The sequence below is a fragment of the Brachyspira innocens ATCC 29796 genome (genome assembly GCF_000384655.1).
Classification (GTDB): domain Bacteria; phylum Spirochaetota; class Brachyspiria; order Brachyspirales; family Brachyspiraceae; genus Brachyspira; species Brachyspira innocens.
The window spans coordinates 26,811-52,081 of sequence record NZ_ARQI01000120.1 but is presented as its reverse complement, the minus strand read 5'-3'; the positions used below and the strand labels follow the sequence as shown (position 1 = coordinate 52,081).

The following is a 25,271-nucleotide window of genomic DNA, read 5'->3' as shown; positions in this document are numbered from 1 at the left end:
TCCTTTTAAAAATTATAAATATTTAGCAGACAATGCCATAATTTCTTCCTGATTAGTGTTTTTAGTTTCAACAATACCTGCCACTCTGCCATTACTCATAACCATTATTCTGTCTGTTATGCCAAGTAATTCCGGCATTTCAGAACTAACAACTATTACAGCTTTTCCTACAGTTGCTAAATCTATAATAAGTCTGTATATATCATACTTAGCACCGACATCAATACCTCTTGTAGGTTCATCAAGCATAAGAATATCAGGTTTGCTTAAAAGCCATCTACCTAAAATAACTTTCTGCTGATTACCTCCTGATAAAGATTGTATAGCAGTTTTTTCAGAAGGAGTTTTTACCTGCATACTGTCTATTACCCATTTAGTATCTTCATGCATTTTTTTATTTTCTAAAAAACCAAATTTATTTTTATAATGGTCTATATTTGCTATAGTAGAATTAAAATTAATAGAAAGCATACTAAATATACCAGTCTGTCTTCTCTCTTCAGTAACTAGAGCAAAACCATTTTTTATAGCTTTTCTAGTGGAGGAGTTATTAACTTCCTCTCCCATTTTTATAACATGTCCAGAAGATAAAGTACGCATACCGAATATACTTTCTAATACTTCAGTTCTTTTAGCACCAACAAGCCCTGCTATACCAAATACTTCTCCTTTTCTTACATTGAAATTAACATCTTTAAGCGAAGGCTGATAAAATGCTGTGAAGTCTTTTATTTCTAAAATATTTTCACTAGGAGTATTTGTTTTTTCAGGGAAACGATTAGTTAAATCTCTTCCTACCATCTGCTTAATAATCATATCAGTGGTTAATTCTTTGGCTGGAGTAGTAGCAACATATTTACCGTCTCTCATTATAGTAACTTCATCAGATATCTGAAGTATTTCTTCCATTTTGTGAGATATATAAATCATACCTACACCTCTGCTTTGAAGTTTTTTGATGATTTTAAATAATTTTGCTACTTCTTTTTCTGTGAGGGAACTTGTAGGTTCATCTAGTACCAATATTTTTGAGTTGTAAGAAACAGCTTTGGCTATTTCAACCATTTGCATTTCTGATACAGATAATGTAGATACTTTTGTTCTAGGATCTAGAGGTATTTCTAAATCATCAAAAATTGCTTTAGTATCATCATACATCTTTTTCTCATCAATAATAACTCCCATCTTAGTCGGATATTTACCAAGCCATATATTATCCTGTATATTTCTCTGTCTAACTTGGTTAAGCTCTTGGTGAACCATAGCTACACCATTATTTAAAGCCTGTTTAGGTGATGTAAAATTAACTTCTTTACCGTCTAAAAATATTTCTCCGCTGTCTTTGCGGTATATACCAAAGAGACATTTCATTAAAGTAGATTTACCAGCTCCATTTTCGCCCATAAGAGCTACTACCTCTCCTTCTCTTACCGTAAGCTTAACATCATCTAACGCTTTAACACCAGGAAAAGACTTTGAAATACCTTTCATTTCAAGAACAATCTTTTTATTATCCATATATTAAAAACCTTTAAGAATTGAAATTTTACTTCTACTATTATAATAATACAGGGATATTAAGATTAAAATAATATCCCTGTAAGTTATAGTGAAAACTATTTATTATTTATATGCTTCTTCAGCAACATTTACATTATTTTTAGTTATAGGAACATAAGGAACGCGAATAGCTTTTACTTCGTCCAAAGTCCAAGTAGTACCATCTAATGGATCTTTTCCAGCTGCTGCATTCAAAGTAACATCAACTAAAGCCTGAGATTGTCCTACAGGGTCATTAAGTACTGAACCTGCTACAGTTCCTTTTTTGATTTCATTAATCATTTCTGGAATAGCATCAACACCAACTATAGGTATATATTTAGTAGTATCGCCTTCTTTGTTGTATCCTAAAGCTTGTACTGATTGTAAAGCACCTAAAGCCATAGCATCGTTGTTACAGAAAATATATTCAATTTTATCGCCATGTTTTTGCATCCAAGCATCTACTATATCTTTAGCTTTTGCTGTATCCCACATAGCAGTTTGTTCTGGTTCCAATCTTTCTACTTTAAGACCATTATTAGTAATGTACATAGTAACATGGCTAGTTCTAGCTTCAGCATCTGGGTGGCCTGGTTCGCCTTTTAATAATACATACTGTATAACTCCGTCTCCGTTTCTGTCCCAAGCAGGATTAGCTTTCCAAGTATCTACAACGATTTTTCCTTGCATATCGCCTGATTCTTCTGGAGTAGTACCTACATACCAAGTTTTATCATAGCTAGCCATAACCTGAGCACTAGGCTGTTTGTTAAAGAAAATAACTGGTATATTTTTAGCTTTAGCTTTATCTATGATAGTTTGAGCTGCCTGAGGGTCTACCAAGTTAATAGCTAATGCTTTTGCATCCTTTTGAATCATAACATCAACTTGGTCATTTTGCTGAGCTTGGTTATTTTGTGAGTCATTGATTATTAAATTAGCTTTTCCAGCGATTCTGCTTTCAATATTTCTTCTGTAGAAAGACATAAAGTTGTCATCATAACGATAAATTGTTACTCCGATAGTCGGACCGTCAGTAGAAGCTGCTGCAGATGAAGAAGAATTGCCGCCGCATGATAGTACAAAAATAGAAGACATTATTAATGCTCCTATAACGATAAGTGATTTTTTCATTTTAGAAAACTCCTTAAATTAATTAATATTCTCTATATTTAATTAGTATATAAATTTATTTTCTTAAATCAAGTCAAAACAAATTTTTTACATTTTGACAATACGCATTAATTGCGTAATAACATTTACTTATAATATTATGATTAGTTTTTATTGTTTTTGTAAAATAATATTACATTTATATTACAAATATAACTTAATTAATTTGAAATTAATACAGAATTGAAAAAAGACAGCCAATATTACTATCAGCTGTCTTTCTTTCTTACTTAAATATATCATTTATTTACAGTATCTGGTAATTCAATAGTTATTGGTTTATAATGTACTCTTACAGATTTTGTATTATCTAATGTCCAAGCTGTACCTAATATAGGATTTGAAGTTTCACCTTTAAATAGGTTAAGTGCTAAATCAGAAACTGCTTTAGCCTGACTCACACTATCATTGAGAACTGTACCAACTATATTTCCTTTCTCAATTTCTTTAATAGTTTCATCAATGGCGTCTATTCCTACTATAGGGATAAATTTATCTGATTCGCCTTTATTATATCCGAATCCCTGTACAGATTTTAAAGCTCCTAATGCCATTTCATCATTATTTGAAAATATGTACTCTATTTTGGTATCAGAATCTTCATTATTGTGATTAGACATCCAAGAATCTACAATAGTTTTAGCCCTGTCTCTGTTCCACATAGCCGTTTTTTTATCCAATATTTCCAATTCTATACCGCTATTTTCAATAAATGATATAAGATTTTCCGTTCTAATTTTTGTATCAGCATGACCTGGTTCTCCTTCAAGTATTACACATTGAATCTTACCATCCCCATTTTTATCCCAAGAAGGATTTGATTTCCAACTATCAGTAATAATTTTTCCCTGAAGATTAACGGCTTCTTCGCTTAAAGTGCCTACATACCATACTTTATCATAACTATTCATCACTGAAAGGTCTGGTGCCTTATTAAACAATATTATAGGAATATCGCTTTTTTTAGCTTTATCCACTATATCCTGTGCTGCCTGAGTATCTACTAAATTTATTACTAGAACTTTAGATCCTTTTGAAATATAGTTATCTACCTGACTATTTTGCGTAGTTTGATTATTTTGAGAGTCATTTACTATATATTTTGCTCTTCCAGATATAAATTTTTCTATATTACTTTTTAAGCTGTTGGCAAAAGGATCATCTGTTCTATAGACAGTAATTCCTATGAAACTATTATTATTTTTATTTTCAGAACATGAAGATATAATAAAACTTGTTAAAATTATTAGCAATAATAGAATTTTTCTGCCCATGTATGCTCCTGAAATTTTATTTTACTGTTTTCAAACATTTAAAACATAATTTATAAATTTGTTATTTATATGCTTCTGCCGCCTCATTGATATTTTCTAATGTAATAGCTCTGTATGGTACTCTTACAGCTTTTACATCGTCTAGTTTATACTCAGTTCCTGCAAGTACATCTTGTCCTTTGGCAGCATTGAGAAGCATGTCTACTATTGCCTGAGCCTGATCTTTAGGGCTTTGTAAAACTGTACCAACTACTGTACCTTTTTTTATTTCTTCTATAATTTCTGGTATAGCATCTACTCCTACTATAGGTATAAATTTATTATTATCGCCTATATTATATCCTTCTTTTTGAATAGATTTTAATGCTCCTAAAGCCATAGCATCATTATTAGAAAATATAAACTCTATATCATTACCGTACTTCTCTATCCAAGAATCTGCAGCTGTCTGAGCCTGAAGTATATCCCAATTAGCAGTCTGCTCATCTAATTGTTCTATTTCTATGCCATTATCTGTTAATACAGCTTTGATTCTTTCTGTTCTAGCTTCAGCATCAGGGTGTCCTGCTTCTCCTTTTAAAAGAACATATTGTATTTTTCCGTCACCGTTTTTATCCCAAGAAGTATTTTCTTTCCATGCTTTTACTACTATATCTCCCTGCATATTACCTGATTCTTCACTTAAAGTACCTACATACCATGCCTTATCATAGCTTAACATATCTTCTTTACTTGGTTCTTTATTAAAAAATATTACAGGTATTCCAGCAGGTCTGATTTTATTAATCATAAAACTTGCTGATGCAGGATCAACCAAATTAATAGCCAAAGCATTTACATTTCTTTGAATTGCAGCATCTACCTGATCATTTTGTTTTACCTGATCGTTTTCCGAATCATTCATTATAAATTTTGCCTTTCCATTAAGCATAGTCTCAATATTTCTTCTCATAAATGAAATAAAGCTGTCATCATATCTGTATATTGTAATTCCTAGTTCTATTTCATCATCGGCCGTCTTTGTATTATTTGAACAGCTTATTAATAAAAATAATGATATAATCAAAAAAGAAAAAATTGCTTTATTCATAAAAAGCTCCTATTTTATTAGTTATTATTTTAGTTTATGAAAAAAAAACTTATAAGTCAAATAAAAATATGTAAAAAATTATAATTTATTATTATAATTTTTTATTGATAAACTTAATATCAGAGCTATTTTTAAACTAAATTTAATGTTTTGAATAATATTTAAATGCTTTGTGATTATTAAAACTAATTTATTTTATAATACTGTACACCTAACTAGTTTTGTATATGGAAATACTGCATATTCATAAATAACTTCAAAGTTAGATTATAACTATTTATTCGTATATTTTTATAGCCCTGTCTATATTGGATAATGTTACTGGTATATAGGGTATTACAACATATTTATTATTATAAAAATTAAAATGTGTTCCGTCTAAAGGTGATTTGCCGTTTATTATATTGCTTGATATAGAAGATAATACTTCAGCCTGAATTGCTGGATTTTGAAGCACTGTAGCAAATATACCATAATTTTTTATCTCCTCTAAACATTCTGGTATACCGTCTATTCCTATTATTGGTATATAGTTAAGCATTCTGCTGTTTTTGTTAAGTCCTAACTTCCTTAATGTTTCTAATGCCCCTAAAGCCATATAATCATTATTGCATATAATATATTCTATCTTTTCACCGTATTTGGCTATTAGATTTTCCATTACTTTTGCTGCATTATCTTTTTTTCCCATAGCAGAAACTTCAGCTAATATATCCATTTTTATATTGTTTGATGATATATATTTTTTCATGTATTCTGTTCTGTTTATTGTATCAGAGTCGTTAAGGTCTCCTTTTATTATGACAGCTTGTATTTTTCCGTCTTGGTTTTTATCCCAATTAAGCCTGTTTTTCCAGCTTTCTGCTATAACTCTGCCTTGAGCCATTCCAGCCTCCTCGCTAGTACCTCCAATATACCATACTTTATCATATGTATTCATAACTTCTGGATTTGGTTCTCTATTAAAAAATACTATAGGCGTATTTTTTATGCTCACTTTATCTATTACTTTTTGTGCCTGACTTTTATCTACTAAATTAACAGCAAGTAAGTTAACATTCTTTTTTAGAAGCATTTCTATTTGGGCATTCTGAGTTGATTGACTGTTATAAGAGTCAACTATAAGCAAGGAAGATGTAATATTTTTTTCTATATATTGTTTTAAATATTTCATATAATTATCATCATATCTATAAAGTGCTACACCTATAGAATTATTTTTTTTCTGTGTATATAAAATAAGAGAAGAAGATAATAATACCAATAATAAAATAAAAAATTTCTTCATTTTTATATGCTCCTAATACATTTAATATCATTTTTAAATTATAGTTTAATAGTTTTTATTGTCAAGTAATATAATATTCAAATATACAATTATATTTTATAAAAATTAATACCATGACTTTAATATAATAACTTTTTTATTTTTTAAAATAATTTATAATAAAAAAGTTATCATTAATAATAACTAATAATAGGATTAAGAAATATGAATAAAGCAGAAGTAAAAATAAAAAATGATGTAAATATTAATTATGATATTTTGGTTCAAAAGGGATTAATAAAAGAAACAGGAAAATTGGTAAAAAATATACTTAGAGGGAATAGGGCTTTAATAGTTACAGATGATATAGTAAATAAACTCTATACTAATATAGTAAAAGAAAGTTTGGAAAAAGAAGATATTATAACTTCAGTATGCGTTCTTACTCATGGAGAGTCAAATAAAAATATAGAAAGCATAATTGATATTTTCTCTTCGCTTGCTAAAAATGAATTAAGCCGTAAAGATATAATAATAGCATTAGGAGGCGGTGTAGTAGGAGATATGGCTGGATATGCCGCTGCTTCTTGGATGAGAGGTATTGATTTTGTGCAGATTCCTACTACTTTGCTTGCATGTGTGGATTCTTCTGTTGGAGGTAAAACTGGCATTAATATAAAAGAAGGAAAAAATCTAGTAGGTGCTTTTCATAGCCCTAAACTCGTTATAATAGACAGCAATACTTTATTAAGTCTTCCTAAAAGAGAGTTTAATGAAGGAATGGCTGAAGTGATAAAGCATGCATTTTTATTTGATGAAAAACTTTTAAAACTTATAGAGGATCACTGTTACAATAATGCTGAATTGGATATGGACTATATTCTTAAAAGAAACTGTGAATTAAAGGCTCATATTGTAGAAATAGATTATAAAGAGCAGAAAGAGAGAATGTTTTTAAACTTCGGGCATACTATAGGACATAGTGTAGAGAATGCTGCAGGTTATGGCGTGTTGCTTCATGGTGAGGCTGTTGCTATAGGAATGATTTTTGCTATAGAGTACGGTATTAAAAAAGGTATAACAAAAGATAAAAATATATTAGAAAGAGCTAAAAATATATTGAAAGCATTTTCTTTGCCTATAACTATACCTGATAATATAGATTTGAAAGAGGCTATTAAACTTGATAAAAAAAGAAGCGATGATAAAATCAATTTTGTATTTTTAGAATCTATCGGAAAACCTTGTGTTGAAAAAGTGAGTATTGAGGATATTTTAAATGAATAAATTTACTTTAGACTTGTTTCAAAACTCAATTTCTTAATACTTATAGTTTTTTTATTTAGTATTTTTTTAGTTATAGTTGTGGCTTCATAGTCGTGCCAAACCCCACTTCTTTTGGACGCTGTCACAAAGAAGCAGGCACAGCCCGCAGTCGTGAAAGGCCATATTTCAGGCTAAATTTAATAATTTATTCTACATGTAAAATATAATTAGTACTATTTAGTATTATTTTTAGATTTGCACTTTTTGCAACTTTGACGAAGTCCGCCTGCGGTGTGCGGCGGGAAAAAGTTGAATAAAAAATTGACAAACTTAAAAATTTTCAGTATATACTGATATTATTAATATTATGATAAATTCTGTTAATAAAATATCCTATAGATATTATAATTTTGATTAATAAATAACAAGAGGCATTAACTTTTTATAAGCTAATGCCTCTATGTTTTATGATTTATTTTTATTTATTTATTTATGCTTTAACCAATGCTTCGCCCAAACTTACACATTCACTTACAGCATTGTCATCTGGAGTAAGATTTGCAATAAGTCCGTCTTTAACTAAAGAAGCACCTGCAGAACTTACATCATCCTGCCAATTTCTCATCCATTCTCCATCGCCCCAATCATAAGAGCCGAATAAAGCAGCTTTTTTGCCTGATAAACTTCCTCTTATAGAATCATAAAAAGGCTGAAATTCTGATTCTTCCAAAACTTCAGAACCCATAGCAGGACAGCCTAAAGCTATTTTTGAATAGTTGTTTATATTTGCAGCATCGAAACTTGATACACTAAAAATATCAGCTTCTCCTCCTGCATTTTCTATGCCTTTTTTTACATTTTGAGCCATTAACTCAGTATTACCTGTGCCGCTCCAATATATTATTGCTATTTTATCACTCATATTATTACCTCCTTATGTAATAAATAATAATCTTTTGTTTTTATTATAAAAAATGAAGTTTGTAATCGTCCATTATCTCCAAAATGCCCTTCCCTCTTAAAAATGTATTTATATAAAAAGTTCTGCATCTATTATAATTATCAAAAATTTTTATAGCTTCCTTTTTATTATGATACACTTTCCAATATCCAGTATATAAACTATTTTTACCATAGTTATTTATAAAGCCGTTTATATCTATAAGCGGATAGCCTAAAAATATACCTATTTCATGAGGAAATGTTTTAGAATACTGCATTCTTCTTTTCAAAGTCTCTATGCTTTCATGTATATTTTTTGACTTATATCCGTAATTTTTCAAAAACTTAAAAATATTATCATCTGATAAATAATTTTCTAATGCTTTTTTGTTATAAACATAAACTACAGCCTTATTATCATAGTATTTTATTACAGCTACGTTTATACCTCTTTTGTTTAGAATATTGTTGTATAAAGAAACTTTTTTATTAACTTCTCCTTTATACTTATATTCACAAGTAAATATATTAGCAATTTTTATACCTGATAAAGCAGGTGCACAATGGTCAATAATTAATTTATCAAACATTCAATCTCCTATTGTTAGAGTATTCTAACATATAGGTTAAAAATTGTCAATAGTTTTGTTAGTATATTCTAACATTTTTTAAAAAATTTTATTATTTTTTAATTTTTAAGAATTATACAAAACTAATAATTACACAGAATATCAATGACATTATAATTTGAAGCGACAAGAAACCAGATATAAATTTATTAATTTTTTCATCATTCGTATACATTAATAGTATGAAAGGCGATGGAGATAGAAAATATATAATCATAGACTTTATAAGAATTGAATTTACAGTGATGATTTTTGACATAACAAATAAAGTTAATGATATTAATACCGCCATAGTAGCAAATCTTACAAAGAATAATTTAATTGCTTTTTTGAATATATCTATTTCAAATTCAAGTTCAGCACCTATACATATTAATATCATAGGGGATAAAGGCTCTGTTAAAAAAGATATTATTCTATTGTATGTAGATGACAAATTTGAATTATCAATTTTTTCTCCTAAATTAAATAAAGCACCTATTATACCTAATATGAGGCTTATTATTATTGGACTTGTGAATATAGATTTTATTATTTGTTTGGTACTTTGTTTATTTCCAGATATTAAAGTCAATCCAGTTGTAACCACCGTAAAAACAAATATATTATTTACCATATCCATTTGTATTATTTGAAAGAGATTATCTTTTCCTATAATCATATTAAGTACAGCTAAAGCAAACATTCCGCTTTCAATACATGTATTTGTATAAGGCACATATTCTCTTATATCGTTTGTAAATAATGGTTTGTACAAGAAGCCTAACAAATATGCAGCAAATATAATGATAAAACCAGCTATTATTAATACTATAGAATCCTTATTAAATGTACCATGAATAATAATATTAAAAAAAGTAAATGGAAGAAATAAATTAACTGCCAAATTTTTTATAGTTTTTATTCCTTCATTAGTGATTATATTGAAATGTTTTAATATTTTACCGAATGCTATCAAAACAAATATAGGAAGTATCAATTCTAAAATAGTATACATTTTTTTACCCAAATATCTTATTATGATATATAGTATATAAAATATTATATAAATAATCAAAATTTATTGTAATAAAATATTTGCTTTTTTTAAAATTTTTATTATAATTATAAAATATTCACAAACTTTTTACTTTTTTTATTTTTAACTTTTATATATTTAGACTTTATATATTCACTTTAATACTTTTATATTTAATCTTTAACCTATAAAGAATTTTTTATAAATGAAGGAGTTTATATTATGGCAGAAAAACAAATACTAAATTTTGAAGCCGAAACTAAACAAATATTAAATTTAATGGTGCATTCTATATACACTCATAAAGAAATATTTTTAAGAGAGCTTATCTCAAATGCAAGCGATGCATTAGATAAAGCAAGATTTGAATCTATAACAAACGGCGATAAATACCCAGACATAGATAATTTAAGAATAAAAATAGATACAGATGAACAAAACAGAACTCTAACCATTCAGGACAATGGTATCGGTATGACTAGAGAGGATGTTATTAATAATATAGGCTCTATTGCTAGAAGCGGTACTAAAGCATTTTTGGAAAGAATACAGAAAGATAAAGAAGCATCAAAAGAAAGCGGTATTGATTTGATAGGTCAGTTTGGGGTTGGTTTTTATTCTGCTTTTATGGTTGCTGATAATATTGTAATAGAGACAAAGCATGCTGACAGTGATAAAGGCGTACGCTGGGAAAGTAATGGAGACGGGTCTTACTCTGTAGAAGATATTGATAAACAAGACAGAGGAACAAAAATTATATTAAAACTAAAAGGAAAAGATGAAAAATTAGAAGAAGAAGGTTTTATTGATGATGATTACTGCAATAAATATACATTAGAGCGTTTAATACACAAATATTCTAATTATGTTCATTATCCTATAGTTATGGATATGCCTATACCTAAAAAGGACGAAAAAGAAGTTCAGCAGTATGAAGAGAAAACTATCAACTCTATGATAAGTATATGGCAGAAATCAAAAAGCGATGTTAAGCCTGAAGAGTATAATGAGTTTTATAAAGAGCATTTTCATGATTATACTGATCCTTTCGAGGTTATACATACTAAGGCAGAAGGTACTATAGAGTATACTGCACTTTTATTTATACCTTCAAAGGCTCCTTTCAATTTCCTTCACCCTGATTTTGAAAGAGGACTTGAACTTTATTCAAGAAATGTATTTATAATGAGCAAATGTAAAGACTTACTTCCAGAGTATTTAAAATTTGTAAGAGGATTAGTTGATTCTCCAGATTTCTCACTTAATATTTCAAGAGAAATTTTACAGCATAGCACTCAATTAAAAAGAATAGCTTCTAATGTTGAAAAGAAAGTTCTTGATACTTTGGAAAATATGCTTAAAAATGACAGAAAAAAATACGAAAAGTTTTTTAAAGAGTTCGGCGAATCTATAAAAATAGGCATATATTCTGATTTCAGCAAAAAAGATAAACTTGCAAATCTTTTGTTATTTGAATCTTCTAGTACAGCAGAAGGAGAATATACAACATTAGCAGAATATAAATCAAGAATGAAAGAAGGTCAGGAGTTTATATACTATGCTGCTGCTAAAGATAAATCAGCTATAGAAAAACTTCCTCATATGGAAGGAATGAAAGAAAAAGGCTATGAAGTATTATACTTTACTGACAGAGTAGATGAGTTTATGGTTAGTATGATGAGAGAGTTTGACGGTACTAAACTTCACTCTATACTTCAGGCTGATAATTCTGAAAACAAAGATGAAAATAAAGACAGTGCAAGCAAAGAAGTTCTTAATGCTATAAAAGATGTATTAGGTACTGATAAAGTTGCTGAAGTAAGAGAGACTAACAGACTTAAAGAGAGTGTTGTTTGTCTGTCAAATAAAGAGGATTCTATCAGCTTTAATATGGCTAAAGTTTTGGCTGAAACTGGAAATAATATGTTTGGTATGAAGCCAGAAAGAGTATTAGAAATTAATACTTCTCATGATGTATTCAAAGCTATAGAAAAAGAGTATAATGAAAATAAAGTTTCAGATCTTTTTAAAGAATACAGCGAGCTTTTATATGATGAAGCATGTATACTTGAAGGACTTCCTCTTGAAGACCCAAAATTATTTGCTAGCAGAATGAGTAAATTAATGCTTAAATTATAAAAAATGTTTAAATAATTAAAATTGATAACTGATTAAAATAATTAGTTTATTAAAAATTTTAATAAAGGGCTTGAGTATTAATACTTAAGCCTTTTTTAATTCTAAATTAGATTTGTTTTAAAAGTTCTTGATAAGGTTATATATAAAAATAATGTCTTACATGTTGTATAAATTATCATTTTAATATATAGATATGCATTCTTTCGCGAAGCATATCCAAAGGATAAAAAATCTACAAACTTAAAAATTTTTAGTATATACCTAACAAGTATAGTTTGTCAATTTTGAGTTATTGATATTTGATAAACTTGCTTCAAAACCAAATTTATTAAATCTCATATTATACTTATTTTAAAAATCTTTTATCAAAACTTAAAACTCTTCTATTTTTTTTGTAAGAAAATCTATAATATTATCCCTTGAAACTTTTATAGGCTCATTATTTTTTTCAAAGAAAATAAAATTACCATCTGCCGTTCCAGCTACACCAAAATCAGCATGCCTAGCTTCACCAGGTCCATTAACAACACAGCCCATAATAGCTATAGTGATATTTTTCTTTATATTTTGTACATGCTTTTCTATAAAACTAGCAACCTCTTCAACATTAACCTGACATCTTCCGCAAGTAGGACATGATATTATTTCTATAGAAGGCTCTTTTCTAAGTCCCAAAAATTTAAGAAGCATCTTTCCAGCCATTACCTCTTCTAAAGGATCTCCAGTTATAGAATATCTTATAGTATCTCCTATTCCCTGCATTATTAAAAATGATAAAGCACTTGTACTTTTTATAAGCGAGCTTCTTAATGTACCAGCCTCAGTCACTCCAAGATGTATTGGATAATTAAAATTTTCTCTAAATAACATATTTGCTTCTATTGTAGTTTTTATATCAGAAGATTTTAAAGATACTTTAATATTTGTAAAATCCAAATCTTCCATTAATTTTATATGCTCAGTGGCACTTTTTACCATATTTTCAGCTGTTACTTCTTTGTATATGCTTCTGTCTAAACTTCCGCCATTAACTCCTACACGTATAGTAAGGTTTCTATCTTTAGCCTCTTTTATAACCTCTTTTACCTTTTCCTTGTTTTTTATATTACCTGGGTTTAACCTCAAAGCATCAATACCGCTTTTCATACTCTCTAATGCCAAATTATGATCAAAATGTATATCTGCTATTAATGGTACTTTAGTTTGTTTTTTTATCTCTTTTATGGCTTTTGCTGCATCCATATCAAGTACTGCAAGCCTTACTATATCAACACCTGCATTTTCAAGTGATTTTATTTGCTCTACTGTAGATTTTATATCTCTTGTATCTGTATTTGTCATAGACTGAACGCTTATAGGATTATCAGAACCTATTAAAATATTTCCTATTTTTACAGTCTTTACTTTTTTTCTTATATCGTTAATATTTTTTATATCCATAATATTAATTTCCTTAAATTATTATAACTATATTAATTATACTATCATTTTAAAATATTTTTTGCAATGGTTATATAGAATTGAGATATAAAAATTATTTTTAAACTTGAAAATTATTTAATATAAGATTTAACTATAAAAAATAAAATGGGACTATTATCCCACCAATAGCCCCATTACTTTTTAATGAACAATAACTACTTTTTTCATTAAAGTAAAAAAAATAAGAACCGATAATTACATGCGATAAGGGAAAAATATTACCCTTGTACGTTTAAAGCACCGCCAGTAATCTTTGGTTCTACCTCTACTGTTGCTGTGTTGTCAGAAAAATTATTTCTAACAGTGATATTTACCCCGCCTATTGACGTAACATAAGTATTAGTTGTGTCAGTCGTTGTGATAGCTGTAACCATATTTGTAAACTCCTTTTTAAATATAGCTTTGTTCCTGATAGAGATTATACTATATTATCAAAAATAAATAAACATATATTTACATTTTTTATTCAAATTATTTTCATATAATAATACAAAATACATAAAAAGCCCTGATACCTCTTAAGATACCAGAGCTTTAATAATCAATGAAAAATCAAAACTACTGTAAAGTTACAACATAATTCCATTTAGGAAGCGGATATCTGCCAGTTTTTCCAACAGACATTCCATTAGCATCGGTAATTTCAGCTTCAGCATATAGTAAATATCTGCCTTTAGGAAGATAACGGTTTCCAGATGACATTCTTCCAGCAAAATAGAACTGTGTCTGAGCCTGACCGTCAAGTACATATATTTTAGGCAAATAGAATACTAAATCTCTGCTTAATATATTGTAATTGTTATCTATTTTTCTAGCATACACTCTTATTTTGGCATATCTTGCTTCTGGAGGTGTTTTTACAGCCAAAGTTATTAAAAGAGGATTGCTTCTGCTTGCTACAAATCTGTCATTATAGTTTATGATAAATGAACTTATTCTTACATCATTATTAGTAGATGATTGCATACTCATCATATTGTTATTATTAGGTCTAAGAGTATTAGAAGTAGTTACCAATACTGAGTTTTCTGTATTATAAGTATACGCAGAACTGCCTCTATTATTATTTGGTTTTGAAGAAGGAGCTATATCTGGTATATTATTAGTATTTACTTCGTATAAACCATTTCCAGAAAGATTTATAGAAGAATCATTATTTGTCTGAACATTATTAGTATTATCAGGTGTTATTGTATTATTAGTTGCTAAAAAATCTTTTTCTTCAGGTGTTATATCTTCACCGAATATATCATCTGTAGTAATTGTATCTTCAGGCATATCATTTGTTTCATTTTGAGTAAAATCAAATATAGGTATATTTTTACTGCTCAAAATACTTTTGACAATAAAAAATCCTGCAGCTAGAATCACAAGAACTATTACTATAATGATAATTGGTTTTAATTTTGCTTTCATTTCGTTAGACATAAAATTCCATCCATGATTTTATTTATATATTAATTTTTCGGTAAAATTAGAAATTGTTTAATAAAAAAAAGAATTTATTGTATTATTTGATAAATAAAGCTAATCCCACAAAAAACTTTTTAATTCTTTAGATAAATTAAGACCTGCAAGTTTCTTAATCGCTTTTATCTGAATCTGTCTTACTCTCTCACGTGTAATATTTAATTCTTTACCAGTATCTTCTAAAGTTTTTGCTTCTTTTCCATACAAACCAAATCTTGAAATGATAACTGTTCTCTCTTTTTCATCTAAACATTTTAAAGCTTCAGTTAATGTATCTCTAAGACTGTCCATAAATGCCTTTTGATGAGGCGAAGGGAAATTTTTATCTTCTATTACTGATGTCATATCATTATTATCAGAGTTTTTAAAAAATGAATCGACACTAGCTGTATCCTGAGTAAATATCATTATATAAGAAAGAGTTTTTCTGTCTATTTTCATTTCTTTGGCTATTTCATCGGTAGTAGGTTCACGTCCTAGCTGCTGAGTTAAAACCTTTGAAGTTTGTATGCTTTTTTTTATTAACCTTGCTATATGCATAGGAAAGCGTATAATATGCCTTTTGCTTGATATTTCTTTTACTATGCTTTGCTTTATCCACCAAACCCCATAAGTAGAAAATTTAAACCCTTTTTTATATTCAAATCTTTTTACTGCCTCTATAAGACCAATATTACCTTCATCTATAATATCTATAAAAGGCACACCGCTGTTGTAGTATCTTTTTGCTATGCTTATTACCAGCCTTAAATTTGATTTTACAAGTTTATGCTGTATAGAATCAATTTCTTTTTCTAAAGCCTCAAGCTCTTTTTTTGATTCTTCATCTTCTTTTTCTAAAAGCAAAGCCTTTTTATCTCGGCAAACTTCAAGACGCTGCCATAAATCTAATTCTTCTTCTTTAGTGAGTCTTCTTATTTCACCTATCTGCTTTAAATATACGCTGACAGGTCCTTTGTACTCTTGATTAACATCTTTTTTAAGCAATTACTTTCCTAAAATACAAACATTTTATAACAATAAAAACGAAAATCTTTCTATAAGGATATAAGATTTTCACAAATTGTCAAGCAGTATAATTAATTTTTAATAATTATAAAGGACAGTCATATATAGAAGCATTCCTAACATTTTCCAAATATTTTATAAATATATGAAAAATTATGGGATCTATTTTTATATTATCTTCCAAAAAATTCTCATACATAAAAGAAATAACTTCATTTGCTATATTTCCTATCTCTTTATTTTTAGAAAATTTAATATGCAAACTATCATAAGAATCAACTATTTCTAATACTTTAGCTGGAAAATATGATAAAGCTAATAAACTATTAATATCGCTAGGATCATAAGTTAATATATGTTCTATATTATTAAAATTTTTATTTGCAAACTGCTTATTATACATATTCATAAATATTCCATATCCAAATCCGTAATATTCATGATGAAGCCCTACTGTAGTGTATGTATATTCATTTTGTGCCATGCAGTATTTTAAAAGATTAAAGCCAAGTATAGAATGATTATCTCCTTCATTATTCTCAACAATAGGAATATTAGGCAAAACATCAACAAGTGCTATATCATGCCAAAATGCTGCTCTTGCATAATATTTTATTTCATTCTGCTCTATCTTTCTAAATCCTACTCTTGATATATCTTCTATTCTGTCAGCTTTAGTAAGCAGATTAAATTTCCTTCCTATATCATTAAAAAAAGAATAATATTTTCTTCTATAATCAACCCTAAGTTTTGAAGCTATTCCTCTTGATATCTCTTCATTATAGTAATGCAGAAACTCAACCATCATAACAAAAACTCTGTTGCTGTGTGATATAACATTATCATCACTAAAAGAAGATAAATTATCAAATATGCCAAAAGTTTCGTACTCTTTTTCAAGCAGATTGACTATGGTACCTATAATATCTGCAAATATAAGATCATCTTTCTTAACATTCTGATAATCTTTCAAATTGGATATACTATTTTGTTTTATATAGTTCAAATGATATATAAGATTTAAACGCTCTATAATACCTATATCTGTTAAAATATTTCCTATTAATTTGGCAAGCTCTAAATCTAATTTACTTTGGGAGATAAACATTTTTAATTTGTTAAACGAGTTTTTTAAATATTCTATTCTTTCAACATGTCTTATAGATATTAATTCATTAAAATGAGAATTATAATATTCCTTATCAGATTCAAATATACAATTCTTATATAATTTGTAAAATATATTAATATCATGTATATCTGCATGCTGCTTATTCACATCTATACTTTCCTGTGTTCCGATAATATCACCGAATTGCTTATTTATATAAATAGTGCATTTATCAATATAACCGTTATTCTCTAAAGATTTAAAAACCTCTTCTGCTTTATCATATGGAATAAAACTCAATATACCGTCTTCATTAATTAGTATAATATCAAATTGTTTATCAGCTATACTCTTAATGCATGTCTTTATATGAGATAATGTTACAGACATATATTTTTTTAAATCTATTATCATAATAATTATCCAAAAAAGAAATTAGCTATTTATATATTTTATATCATTTTTTATTAATTACTAGATTATTTTAATTTTTTAATTATTATTTTTATTGATATTTATAGAAAATTTTGTTATATTATATATGTAATCATTATATGTATAAAAAAATTACAATAATACAGCATGTTTAAAAGATTTATCATAATAATATTATTATTTGTACTCTTATGTAAAATTGTGCTTTCCTATAGTAATGTATTTCCTGATAAATCTGTAAATTTTATTAAAGATTATTTTAATTATAATGATATAGCAGATATTCAAAAACTAATATATAAAGTAGTTTTTAATAACGGTATATGGAATGAAATAGATAGAAATTCTTTAAAAATACCTACAAATTTTATAGATAAAAAAGTTATTAGTAGAGTAAATCCGAATGAGGCTATTATAAAAATAATAAAAAAATGTAATATGTATGTTATTAGTTTAGATAATTATAAATTTTGCAGGAATGCTAATCTGACAGAAAACACATGATATCAATTAAAAAATAAAAACAAGAGGAAACATGAATAAGAAAATAATATTATTATTTTTAACAGTATCTATTTTATCCTATGCTGATGGAATGTATATTGCACCAAATCAGCTACCAAGCAGTATACTTCAGTTTATAAAAACATATTTTCAAAATACTGCCATTATTTATGCTGAAATGGATAGAAAAACTTATGAAATAGCTTTGGATAATGGAGTAGAAATAGAGTTTTTTAGAAATGGGGATTTAAAAGAGATAGAAGGTAACTATACAGCCTTACCTTCAAATATACTTCCTAAGTCTGTAGCAAATACTGTGACTAAAACTTATCCCAATACCGTAATAACTAAAATCAAAAAGAAATGGAATATATACGAAGTAAAACTCAATAATATGATGGAGCTTTATATAGATGCAAATAACGGACAGCTTCTAGGTCAGAAATTTGATGATTAAAAATATAAAAATATAAAACGGAAAAAAATATGATAAAAAAACATTATATAATTATATTATTGATAATATTAGCTATACCTCAAAATATTTATCCTCTAATAATAAGACATGGGCTTGATTTTAATATTAATGTACCTATAGGAATGGGAATAATGATACCGCATGGAAGTATTCCTAAATATGATATTACAGGCAATGAAGTAAATTTTCAAAGCGGGGTTGGTATAGGACTTGGATATTATTTAGGAATAACTGATTTAGTTAGCATGAGTTTTTTAGGAACTTTCGGATATTCATATAATAAAACAACTATTCATAAAAACAACATAAATATAAATTATATTTATGAAGCTCATTCACTTAGTTTTGGCGGTATGCCTAAAGTTTATATAAGGAATTTCTCTTTAGGTTTGGACATAGGAGTAAAATTATCTTTAGGACCAGGTCTTACAATACAATACAAGGGAAAAGATTATACTTCAGATGGAAAAAGCACTCCTAGAACATATTTGAAGTTCATAGCTGATTATAATATATTTTTCAGAGAGGATATGGCTATAGCTATAGGACTTTATCTAGGCTATGATTGGGGATTTAATCTTAAAAATGTTGATGTACCAGAAATTACAAAAGGCGAAGCGTACGGCAATTTAGATTTTAGGGATACAAATAGCCTATAGGTATGCTTCTTTCTTTTGAAAATAATTTTTGAAGTATATTTAATATAGTTTATATAATAAAAAGGGGCTTTTTACACCCCCTAATATTTTATGATTCTTAAGCAGTTGCAGCCTGATTTTTTCTTTTTGTAATGATTTGTATAATGACTAGTATAGCTATAATTCCTATTCCTATAATATCACTATAAACTTCAGGATATATAGAAAGAAGACCTGCTATAATAAATAATATTCTTTCATAAGGTTTGCATTTTCTAAATACATAACCTTCTAATCCTGCAGATACTCCGAACATACCTATAAGCGAAGTTATAAGTATAGGTATAATATCAGCTATAGTAGTATTAATCATTAGTATATCTGGATTAAATATAAACATATAAGGAATAATAAATGCCCCTATTGAAAGTTTTGTAGCCTCTATTCCAGTTTTAAGCGGATCTGATTTAGCAATAGCCGCACCAGCCATAGCAGCTAAAGCAACAGGAGGAGTAACATCGGCTATAATACCAAAATAAAATACAAACATATGAGCAGCTAAAGGTTCATACCCTAAACCTATTATAGCACTTGCAGCTATTGTAGAAGTAATAAGATAGTTAGCAGTAGTAGGAACTCCCATACCAAGTATAATAGAACTTATCATAGTTAAAAATAATAAAAGTATAGGTATTCCCCCAGATATTGATATTAAGCCAGCACCTATTTTTAATCCTAAACCTGTTAAAGTAATAACTCCTATTATAATACCAGCCATAGCACAAGCAATAGCAACACTTATAATATTTCTAGCAGCATTAACAAAAACATCTATCAAATCATTAAACCCGAAACTTACTTTTCTTTTCATTATGATGTCTACTATAGAGTTAACTACAGCAACTATAGCCGCAGCAATAATACCCATTAGTCCTGCATATATAGCAGTTTTACCAAGTACAAAGAAATATATTATAGTAAGTAGAGGAATAACTAAATATCCCTTTTTCATCAAAAGCTCTCCTATTTTAGGAAGAGAATCTTTTGATAAACCTTTAAGTCCTGTTTTTTTGGCCTCTAAATGCACCATTATAAATATACCAGTAAAATATAAAATAGCTGGAATAATAGCCGCTTTAGCAACCTGCATATAAGGTATGCCCAAACTTTCAGCCATAAGAAAAGAAGCAGCACCCATTATAGGAGGCATTAACTGTCCTCCAGTGGAAGCAGAAGCCTCAACAGCACCTGCAAATTCAGGTCTATATCCTAAAGATTTCATCATAGGTATTGTAAAACTTCCAGTACCTACGGTATTAGAAACAGAACTTCCAGAAACAGTACCAAACATAGCACTTGTAAGTACAGCTACTTTTGCAGGTCCTCCGTCAAAACCTCCAGCTATAGCATTACATATATCTATAAAAAACTGTCCTATTCCAGTTTTATCAAGCAATGCTCCGAAAAATATAAATAAGAAAATAAATGTGGCTGATGCCCCTATAGGTGTACCCATTATACCTTCTGTGTTATAAAATAAATGCGAAACTAATCTTTGAAGAGAGTATCCTCTGTGATTTAAAAAACCAGGTGCATAAGCTCCAAATAATGCATATATAATAAAAACTATTGATATTATAAGTATAGGAAGACCTACTATTCTTCTGCAGGCTTCAAATACAAGAAGTATACCTATTATACCTATAATTATATCTGTTGATGTATATATACCTGCACGTCTTACCAAAGAATCAAAATTGACTGTAATATAACTCCAAGAAGCAGCACCTATAATAGCAAGTATTACATCATACCAAGGAAGTTTATCTTTGGGCATATCTTTTTTCATTGGAAAAAGTAAATAGGCTAAAAGCATGACGAATGCCAAGTGTGTAGCTCTTACAACCTGTGCTGTAATTCTTCCAGAAAGTATTGAATATAATTGAAACAAACAGAATATTACTGATATTGCTATGATTAAATATTTTTTCCAATCATTGTATCTTCTGTATCTTGATTCGCTGTCATATTTACTCATATAATCATCTATTTCTTCAGCTGTTATCATATGAATTTCATTTTTATGTTTCATACTTCCTCCTATTGATTTATTTGGTATATAAACGATACTATATAATCGAATATAGATAATTTCTTATATTCTATCTTTATATTGGTTTGAGGTGCAAAAAATTTGTCCAATTCTATAACTTTATCATCTATCATCATAGTATGATTGGCAACAACACCTATAAATAAATAGAAATTTTTAATAATTCTATTCATATTATTTATTTCTATATAATCATCAGTGATAACAATATTTTCATTTTTTTCAGGCTCGGCAATACCAGCACCATATGAAACAAATCTAGTTTTATCTAATACGATATTTCCGTCTCTATCTATAAAATAAAAATCTCTTACTCTGCCTCTATTTACAGAATGAGTATATGAAATAATAAATTTTTTATTATCAATTTTTAGTATCATATTAATTTTATTATTTTTAACACTATTTAATACCAGCCTTGGAAATAGCGGTATAAATAATAAAATAATAAGTATTACGATAATTGTTATAGATAAAATAATTTTTTTTAACATAATAAAAATTTTAATATATTCACCATCTTAAATAAAAGATGATGAATATATTATTTTGAATATAAAAATTGATATTAGTTATTTCCTACATCATATCCTAGTTCTTTGTAATATTTTAAAGCACCAGGGTGAAATGGTATTGATATACCTTGATATGCATTATCAATATTTAATTCTTCGCCTTTAGCATGAGCTACAGATAAATCAGATTTTTTATCAAACAATGTTTTCATTAAATTATAAACAACATCTTCAGGTATATTGTTATTAACAGCAATAGTGGCTTTTACTGCTATGGCTTTAGTATCAGTATCAACTTTATTATAAGTATTTGCAGGTATTGTTATTTCTGTATAATATTTATATTTTCTAAGCATTTCATCTAACTGAATCTGATCCAAAGAAACTAATACTATATCGCTTGATAAAGATAATTCCTGTAATGCTGCATTAGGTATACCTGCCACTATAAAACAAGCATCTAATGTACCGTTTTGAAGTCCGTCGCTTGATTCTTTAAATGAAAGATTTGATTTATTTATATCATCAAATGTTAATCCGTATGCTTCTAATATTTGTTTAGCATTAAACTCAACGCCGCTTCCTGCATCACCAACAGATACTCTTTTGCCTTTCATATCAGCTATTGTTTTTATACCGCTTGATTTTGTAGCAGCTATTTGTACTATCTCTGGGTATAGTGTAAGCATAGCAGAAAAATTAGTTAATACCTCTCCTGCGAATATGTCTGTACCATTATAAGCATAGTCCATAACATCATTTTGTACAAATGCTAAATCAGCTTCATGTCTGTTAAGAAGTCTTAAATTTTCAGCAGAAGCTCCTGTAGACTGAGCAGTAACATTCATTCCTTCTATATTGGCATTCCATATACTTGCTATACTTCCGCCGAAAGAATAATAAGTTCCGCTAGTTCCGCCTGTAGCAAAAACATAATTATAATTATTGCTTTTCTGACAGCTAATAATTAAGAGAGAAACCGCAATAATAGACACTATTATCTTTCTCATAAGAAAACTCCTTTATATATATACATTATTTATTGAATAATACACTTGATATGCTTAAAAGTCAATATTACTATTAATAATATAATTGTTTTATCTATATTTTATAATACGCTCTATTATTACACCTATTAGTATAGTGGATGTCCCTAATACTATAAAAAATATCCAAGTGTTCATCTCCAGATAAAAATATTCAAAGTATCTTATATACATATTAAGTATGATAAAAAATATTGAAAATTTTACTATAGAATATATTTTTAACCTGTATCCTATTATAAGAGTTATAATATCTGAAATTAAAAATAAAATGCTGTATATTAATAATTCTCCTGATGAAGATTGAAATATTATAGGCTCGCTTGATGTAGCGAATACCGACATTACAGCAAGTATAATATTTAAATATAATAATCCTATTGTATAATAAATAGATGAAAATTTTAAATATTTATTTCCAAGTTTTTTATTTATATCTGTTATGCCTATTAAAAATATAAATATGCTTGTTGTTATAAACCTTATATAATTATTAAGCATTAAATCGATTGATGATATATCAAAACCTTCAAGTCCGTACCAAGTTATTAATCCTATTATTGCCATTGAAAGTACTGCATAATTTTTCTTTATATATGCTATTATAAAAAATATTATTATGCTTACAAGAGATAAAAGAATAAAATTATCTTTATTATGAGTTATTATATATGACACTGTAAAAATAAATGCTGATAAAAATATTGAAGATACTGCTATTATTGCAGAAGAAGTTTTAGGCATATATATTTCTTTTCTTTTAAGAATCTCATCTGCTGTAAATCCAGATAAAAAAAGAATAGCAAATAAAAATGCTATAAAGTAAATAGAAAATATATAAAAACTTATAAAAGATATAAAACCTATAGAAACCATTATAATACCTGTTATCATTATGGCTCTTATTATAGGCTGAAAGTCTATATAATCATCTTTATATTTATTTGATAATATTTTAAACTGCTCATCTGTTATGATATTATCTTTATTCCATTTTTTTAATTCTCTTAATATAAATCTTTTTTTACTGCTCATAATATATTTAAATCTTTAAATATTTCTTTTCTTATATATCTTATATTATCTAAAGTATATTGTGTATAGTCATTTCCATCAGATTTCATTGATCTTAATACTTTTAAATATTTTATAAAGTTTTTAAAACTTTCTATTAAATTTTCTGGAACAATTATTTTTATATCTTCTTTTATAGTATCATTAAAATCTTCACTGTTTTCATTTATTATCATAGAGCAAAACTCATTTTTATTTTGAAAAAATTCTTCCAAGTTATTATTTTCTAAATAGTTAATAAGCTCATCTAATTTATCAGTTATTAATTTTATATTTTTATTATTCATAAATTATCCAATTATATAGATTTTCTTTTAATACTTTAATATTATAATTAAATAATTGCAATAGAATTAGTGTTTATAATTTAAATATTTTACTAAATTAATTTAAATAAAGTAAAAAAATATTTACTTTTTTATATGTTTTTAGCTGATAAAAATATAATAAGTATTAAATGTATTATGATATTATGAAATTTATACAATTTAAGTAAATTTTATGTAAAATTATAGTAAAATATATTGACAAAATCTGCTTTTAGGATATACTTATAATTGTAAAGATAATTTACAAGAACATATGAAAACAAATTAAAAGGAGATTTTACTATGACTAAAAAATTATTTGCTTTATTAATAACTTTGACTATTATTTCTACTTCAAGTGCCTTTGCTGATTGGATAGTTCCAGCTTCTTCACTTCCAGAGAATGCTAAAAACTTTATACATCAAATTTATCCTGATGCTCAGATATGGAAAGCAGAAAGAGATGACGGAAAATTTGAAGTAAAATTATCAAACGGTTCTAAAATAGACTTTTTGTATAATGGTGAATGGGATAGCATAGATGGAAAATACAATACTATTCCTTTCAGTGCTTTACCTCAAACTGCAGCAAACACTATAAAAAATACTTATCCTAATGCTGTAATAATAGAAATAGAAAAAGAATGGGGCAATTACAAAGTGAAATTAAATAATTTTATGGAACTATTTATAACTTCTGAAGGACAGTTAATGGGACAAAAATTTGACGACTAATAGTATATATA

The 25,271-nt window shown here is 27.5% G+C and carries 24 protein-coding genes; 6 read left to right on the top strand and 18 right to left on the bottom strand.

The annotated features are described in order from the left end of the window. Positions 1–12 precede the first annotated feature (12 nt). From mglA to F811_RS0110605, 5 genes are all read right to left on the bottom strand, one after another. Positions 13–1,518: a galactose/methyl galactoside ABC transporter ATP-binding protein MglA gene (mglA, locus tag F811_RS0110625; protein ID WP_020005225.1), complete on the bottom strand. Its 1,506-nt coding sequence runs from the start codon at positions 1,516–1,518 to the stop codon at positions 13–15. A gap of 105 nt (positions 1,519–1,623) precedes the next feature. Further along, complete coding sequence (locus F811_RS0110620) at positions 1,624–2,676, bottom strand: galactose ABC transporter substrate-binding protein (protein WP_020005224.1); 1,053 nt, start codon at positions 2,674–2,676, stop codon at positions 1,624–1,626. Between the two features lie 278 nt (positions 2,677–2,954). After that, positions 2,955–3,989, bottom strand: coding sequence for a galactose ABC transporter substrate-binding protein (locus F811_RS0110615; protein ID WP_020005223.1), 1,035 nt, complete (start codon positions 3,987–3,989; stop codon positions 2,955–2,957). A gap of 61 nt (positions 3,990–4,050) precedes the next feature. Beyond that, positions 4,051–5,079, bottom strand: coding sequence for a galactose ABC transporter substrate-binding protein (locus tag F811_RS0110610; protein WP_020005222.1), 1,029 nt, complete (start codon positions 5,077–5,079; stop codon positions 4,051–4,053). A 277-nt stretch (positions 5,080–5,356) separates the two neighbouring features. Further along, positions 5,357–6,367, bottom strand: a complete 1,011-nt coding sequence (locus tag F811_RS0110605; protein ID WP_020005221.1) for a galactose ABC transporter substrate-binding protein — start codon at positions 6,365–6,367, stop codon at positions 5,357–5,359. A gap of 204 nt (positions 6,368–6,571) precedes the next feature. Between F811_RS0110605 and aroB the strand changes: the two genes are divergently transcribed. After that, positions 6,572–7,633 carry a 3-dehydroquinate synthase gene (gene aroB / locus F811_RS0110600; protein ID WP_020005220.1) on the top strand — a complete coding sequence of 354 codons (1,062 nt, stop codon included), beginning with the start codon at positions 6,572–6,574 and terminating at the stop codon, positions 7,631–7,633. Positions 7,634–8,102: 469 nt separating this feature from the next. On the opposite strand, the gene F811_RS0110595 is transcribed toward aroB, so the two are convergent. The 3 genes from F811_RS0110595 to F811_RS0110585 form a co-directional block, all read right to left on the bottom strand. Beyond that, entirely contained in the window at positions 8,103–8,534 is a 432-nt protein-coding gene (locus F811_RS0110595) for a flavodoxin (RefSeq protein WP_020005219.1), read from the bottom strand. Positions 8,535–8,577: 43 nt separating this feature from the next. After that, positions 8,578–9,144 (bottom strand): DUF3793 family protein, encoded by a 567-nt coding sequence (locus tag F811_RS0110590; protein WP_020005218.1) that lies wholly within the window; start codon positions 9,142–9,144, stop codon positions 8,578–8,580. A 112-nt stretch (positions 9,145–9,256) separates the two neighbouring features. After that, entirely contained in the window at positions 9,257–10,180 is a 924-nt protein-coding gene (locus F811_RS0110585) for an AEC family transporter (protein WP_020005217.1), read from the bottom strand. Between the two features lie 243 nt (positions 10,181–10,423). Here F811_RS0110585 and htpG point away from each other — a divergent pair, with 243 nt between their 5' ends. Then, a complete protein-coding gene (gene htpG / locus F811_RS0110580) occupies positions 10,424–12,340 on the top strand; it encodes a molecular chaperone HtpG (protein WP_020005216.1) in 1,917 nt (638 codons plus the stop codon). Positions 12,341–12,712: 372 nt separating this feature from the next. Here the strand turns inward: htpG and ispG are convergent, their stop codons facing one another. From ispG to F811_RS0110555, 5 genes are all read right to left on the bottom strand, one after another. Continuing rightward, positions 12,713–13,780, bottom strand: coding sequence for a flavodoxin-dependent (E)-4-hydroxy-3-methylbut-2-enyl-diphosphate synthase (gene ispG / locus F811_RS0110575; RefSeq protein WP_020005215.1), 1,068 nt, complete (start codon positions 13,778–13,780; stop codon positions 12,713–12,715). Positions 13,781–14,040: 260 nt separating this feature from the next. Next, positions 14,041–14,196 carry a hypothetical protein gene (locus tag F811_RS16795; RefSeq protein ID WP_008724155.1) on the bottom strand — a complete coding sequence of 52 codons (156 nt, stop codon included), beginning with the start codon at positions 14,194–14,196 and terminating at the stop codon, positions 14,041–14,043. Between the two features lie 184 nt (positions 14,197–14,380). Further along, the gene (locus tag F811_RS0110565; protein ID WP_020005214.1) at positions 14,381–15,250 is read right to left on the bottom strand and encodes a hypothetical protein; all 870 of its coding nucleotides are present in this window, start codon (positions 15,248–15,250) and stop codon (positions 14,381–14,383) included. A gap of 99 nt (positions 15,251–15,349) precedes the next feature. Beyond that, the gene (locus tag F811_RS0110560) at positions 15,350–16,279 is read right to left on the bottom strand and encodes a sigma-70 family RNA polymerase sigma factor (RefSeq protein WP_020005213.1); all 930 of its coding nucleotides are present in this window, start codon (positions 16,277–16,279) and stop codon (positions 15,350–15,352) included. Between the two features lie 106 nt (positions 16,280–16,385). After that, positions 16,386–17,825, bottom strand: coding sequence for a hypothetical protein (locus F811_RS0110555; RefSeq protein ID WP_020005212.1), 1,440 nt, complete (start codon positions 17,823–17,825; stop codon positions 16,386–16,388). A 168-nt stretch (positions 17,826–17,993) separates the two neighbouring features. Here F811_RS0110555 and F811_RS16090 point away from each other — a divergent pair, with 168 nt between their 5' ends. Genes F811_RS16090 through F811_RS16085 form a run of 3 tightly spaced genes read left to right on the top strand, consistent with a single transcriptional unit; the run spans position 17,994 to position 19,487 of the window. Continuing rightward, positions 17,994–18,350, top strand: a complete 357-nt coding sequence (locus F811_RS16090; RefSeq protein WP_020005211.1) for a PepSY-like domain-containing protein — start codon at positions 17,994–17,996, stop codon at positions 18,348–18,350. 31 nt (positions 18,351–18,381) lie between these two features. Beyond that, positions 18,382–18,807 carry a PepSY-like domain-containing protein gene (locus F811_RS0110545; protein WP_020005210.1) on the top strand — a complete coding sequence of 142 codons (426 nt, stop codon included), beginning with the start codon at positions 18,382–18,384 and terminating at the stop codon, positions 18,805–18,807. A 29-nt stretch (positions 18,808–18,836) separates the two neighbouring features. Continuing rightward, positions 18,837–19,487 (top strand): hypothetical protein, encoded by a 651-nt coding sequence (locus F811_RS16085; RefSeq protein WP_020005209.1) that lies wholly within the window; start codon positions 18,837–18,839, stop codon positions 19,485–19,487. A gap of 97 nt (positions 19,488–19,584) precedes the next feature. On the opposite strand, the gene F811_RS0110535 is transcribed toward F811_RS16085, so the two are convergent. The 5 genes from F811_RS0110535 to F811_RS0110515 form a co-directional block, all read right to left on the bottom strand. Further along, complete coding sequence (locus tag F811_RS0110535; RefSeq protein WP_020005208.1) at positions 19,585–21,558, bottom strand: TRAP transporter permease; 1,974 nt, start codon at positions 21,556–21,558, stop codon at positions 19,585–19,587. A gap of 8 nt (positions 21,559–21,566) precedes the next feature. After that, positions 21,567–21,959, bottom strand: coding sequence for a DUF1850 domain-containing protein (locus F811_RS0110530; RefSeq protein WP_245555857.1), 393 nt, complete (start codon positions 21,957–21,959; stop codon positions 21,567–21,569). Between the two features lie 188 nt (positions 21,960–22,147). Continuing rightward, the gene (locus F811_RS0110525; protein WP_020005206.1) at positions 22,148–23,104 is read right to left on the bottom strand and encodes a TAXI family TRAP transporter solute-binding subunit; all 957 of its coding nucleotides are present in this window, start codon (positions 23,102–23,104) and stop codon (positions 22,148–22,150) included. Between the two features lie 90 nt (positions 23,105–23,194). Next, positions 23,195–24,178 carry a DUF2157 domain-containing protein gene (locus F811_RS0110520; protein WP_020005205.1) on the bottom strand — a complete coding sequence of 328 codons (984 nt, stop codon included), beginning with the start codon at positions 24,176–24,178 and terminating at the stop codon, positions 23,195–23,197. Beyond that, positions 24,175–24,504, bottom strand: coding sequence for a hypothetical protein (locus F811_RS0110515; protein ID WP_020005204.1), 330 nt, complete (start codon positions 24,502–24,504; stop codon positions 24,175–24,177). Before F811_RS0110515 ends, F811_RS0110520 begins: the two co-directional genes overlap by 4 nt. A gap of 324 nt (positions 24,505–24,828) precedes the next feature. Here F811_RS0110515 and F811_RS0110510 point away from each other — a divergent pair, with 324 nt between their 5' ends. After that, the gene (locus tag F811_RS0110510) at positions 24,829–25,260 is read left to right on the top strand and encodes a PepSY-like domain-containing protein (protein WP_020005203.1); all 432 of its coding nucleotides are present in this window, start codon (positions 24,829–24,831) and stop codon (positions 25,258–25,260) included. Positions 25,261–25,271 lie beyond the last annotated feature (11 nt).

Coding starts and splice junctions, on each gene's coding strand:
- F811_RS16085 (WP_020005209.1), top strand. CDS start 18,837: ATGATAAAAAAACATTATATAATTATATTATTGATAATATTAGCTATA.
- mglA (WP_020005225.1), bottom strand. CDS start 1,518: ATGGATAATAAAAAGATTGTTCTTGAAATGAAAGGTATTTCAAAGTCT.
- F811_RS16795 (WP_008724155.1), bottom strand. CDS start 14,196: ATGGTTACAGCTATCACAACGACTGACACAACTAATACTTATGTTACG.
- F811_RS0110585 (WP_020005217.1), bottom strand. CDS start 10,180: ATGTATACTATTTTAGAATTGATACTTCCTATATTTGTTTTGATAGCA.
- F811_RS0110620 (WP_020005224.1), bottom strand. CDS start 2,676: ATGAAAAAATCACTTATCGTTATAGGAGCATTAATAATGTCTTCTATT.
- F811_RS0110565 (WP_020005214.1), bottom strand. CDS start 15,250: ATGTCTAACGAAATGAAAGCAAAATTAAAACCAATTATCATTATAGTA.
- F811_RS0110590 (WP_020005218.1), bottom strand. CDS start 9,144: ATGTTTGATAAATTAATTATTGACCATTGTGCACCTGCTTTATCAGGT.
- F811_RS0110595 (WP_020005219.1), bottom strand. CDS start 8,534: ATGAGTGATAAAATAGCAATAATATATTGGAGCGGCACAGGTAATACT.
- F811_RS16090 (WP_020005211.1), top strand. CDS start 17,994: ATGTTTAAAAGATTTATCATAATAATATTATTATTTGTACTCTTATGT.
- F811_RS0110530 (WP_245555857.1), bottom strand. CDS start 21,959: ATGATACTAAAAATTGATAATAAAAAATTTATTATTTCATATACTCAT.
- F811_RS0110610 (WP_020005222.1), bottom strand. CDS start 5,079: ATGAATAAAGCAATTTTTTCTTTTTTGATTATATCATTATTTTTATTA.
- F811_RS0110555 (WP_020005212.1), bottom strand. CDS start 17,825: ATGATAATAGATTTAAAAAAATATATGTCTGTAACATTATCTCATATA.
- F811_RS0110510 (WP_020005203.1), top strand. CDS start 24,829: ATGACTAAAAAATTATTTGCTTTATTAATAACTTTGACTATTATTTCT.
- F811_RS0110605 (WP_020005221.1), bottom strand. CDS start 6,367: ATGAAGAAATTTTTTATTTTATTATTGGTATTATTATCTTCTTCTCTT.
- aroB (WP_020005220.1), top strand. CDS start 6,572: ATGAATAAAGCAGAAGTAAAAATAAAAAATGATGTAAATATTAATTAT.
- ispG (WP_020005215.1), bottom strand. CDS start 13,780: ATGGATATAAAAAATATTAACGATATAAGAAAAAAAGTAAAGACTGTA.
- F811_RS0110615 (WP_020005223.1), bottom strand. CDS start 3,989: ATGGGCAGAAAAATTCTATTATTGCTAATAATTTTAACAAGTTTTATT.
- htpG (WP_020005216.1), top strand. CDS start 10,424: ATGGCAGAAAAACAAATACTAAATTTTGAAGCCGAAACTAAACAAATA.
- F811_RS0110515 (WP_020005204.1), bottom strand. CDS start 24,504: ATGAATAATAAAAATATAAAATTAATAACTGATAAATTAGATGAGCTT.
- F811_RS0110535 (WP_020005208.1), bottom strand. CDS start 21,558: ATGAAACATAAAAATGAAATTCATATGATAACAGCTGAAGAAATAGAT.
- F811_RS0110545 (WP_020005210.1), top strand. CDS start 18,382: ATGAATAAGAAAATAATATTATTATTTTTAACAGTATCTATTTTATCC.
- F811_RS0110525 (WP_020005206.1), bottom strand. CDS start 23,104: ATGAGAAAGATAATAGTGTCTATTATTGCGGTTTCTCTCTTAATTATT.
- F811_RS0110520 (WP_020005205.1), bottom strand. CDS start 24,178: ATGAGCAGTAAAAAAAGATTTATATTAAGAGAATTAAAAAAATGGAAT.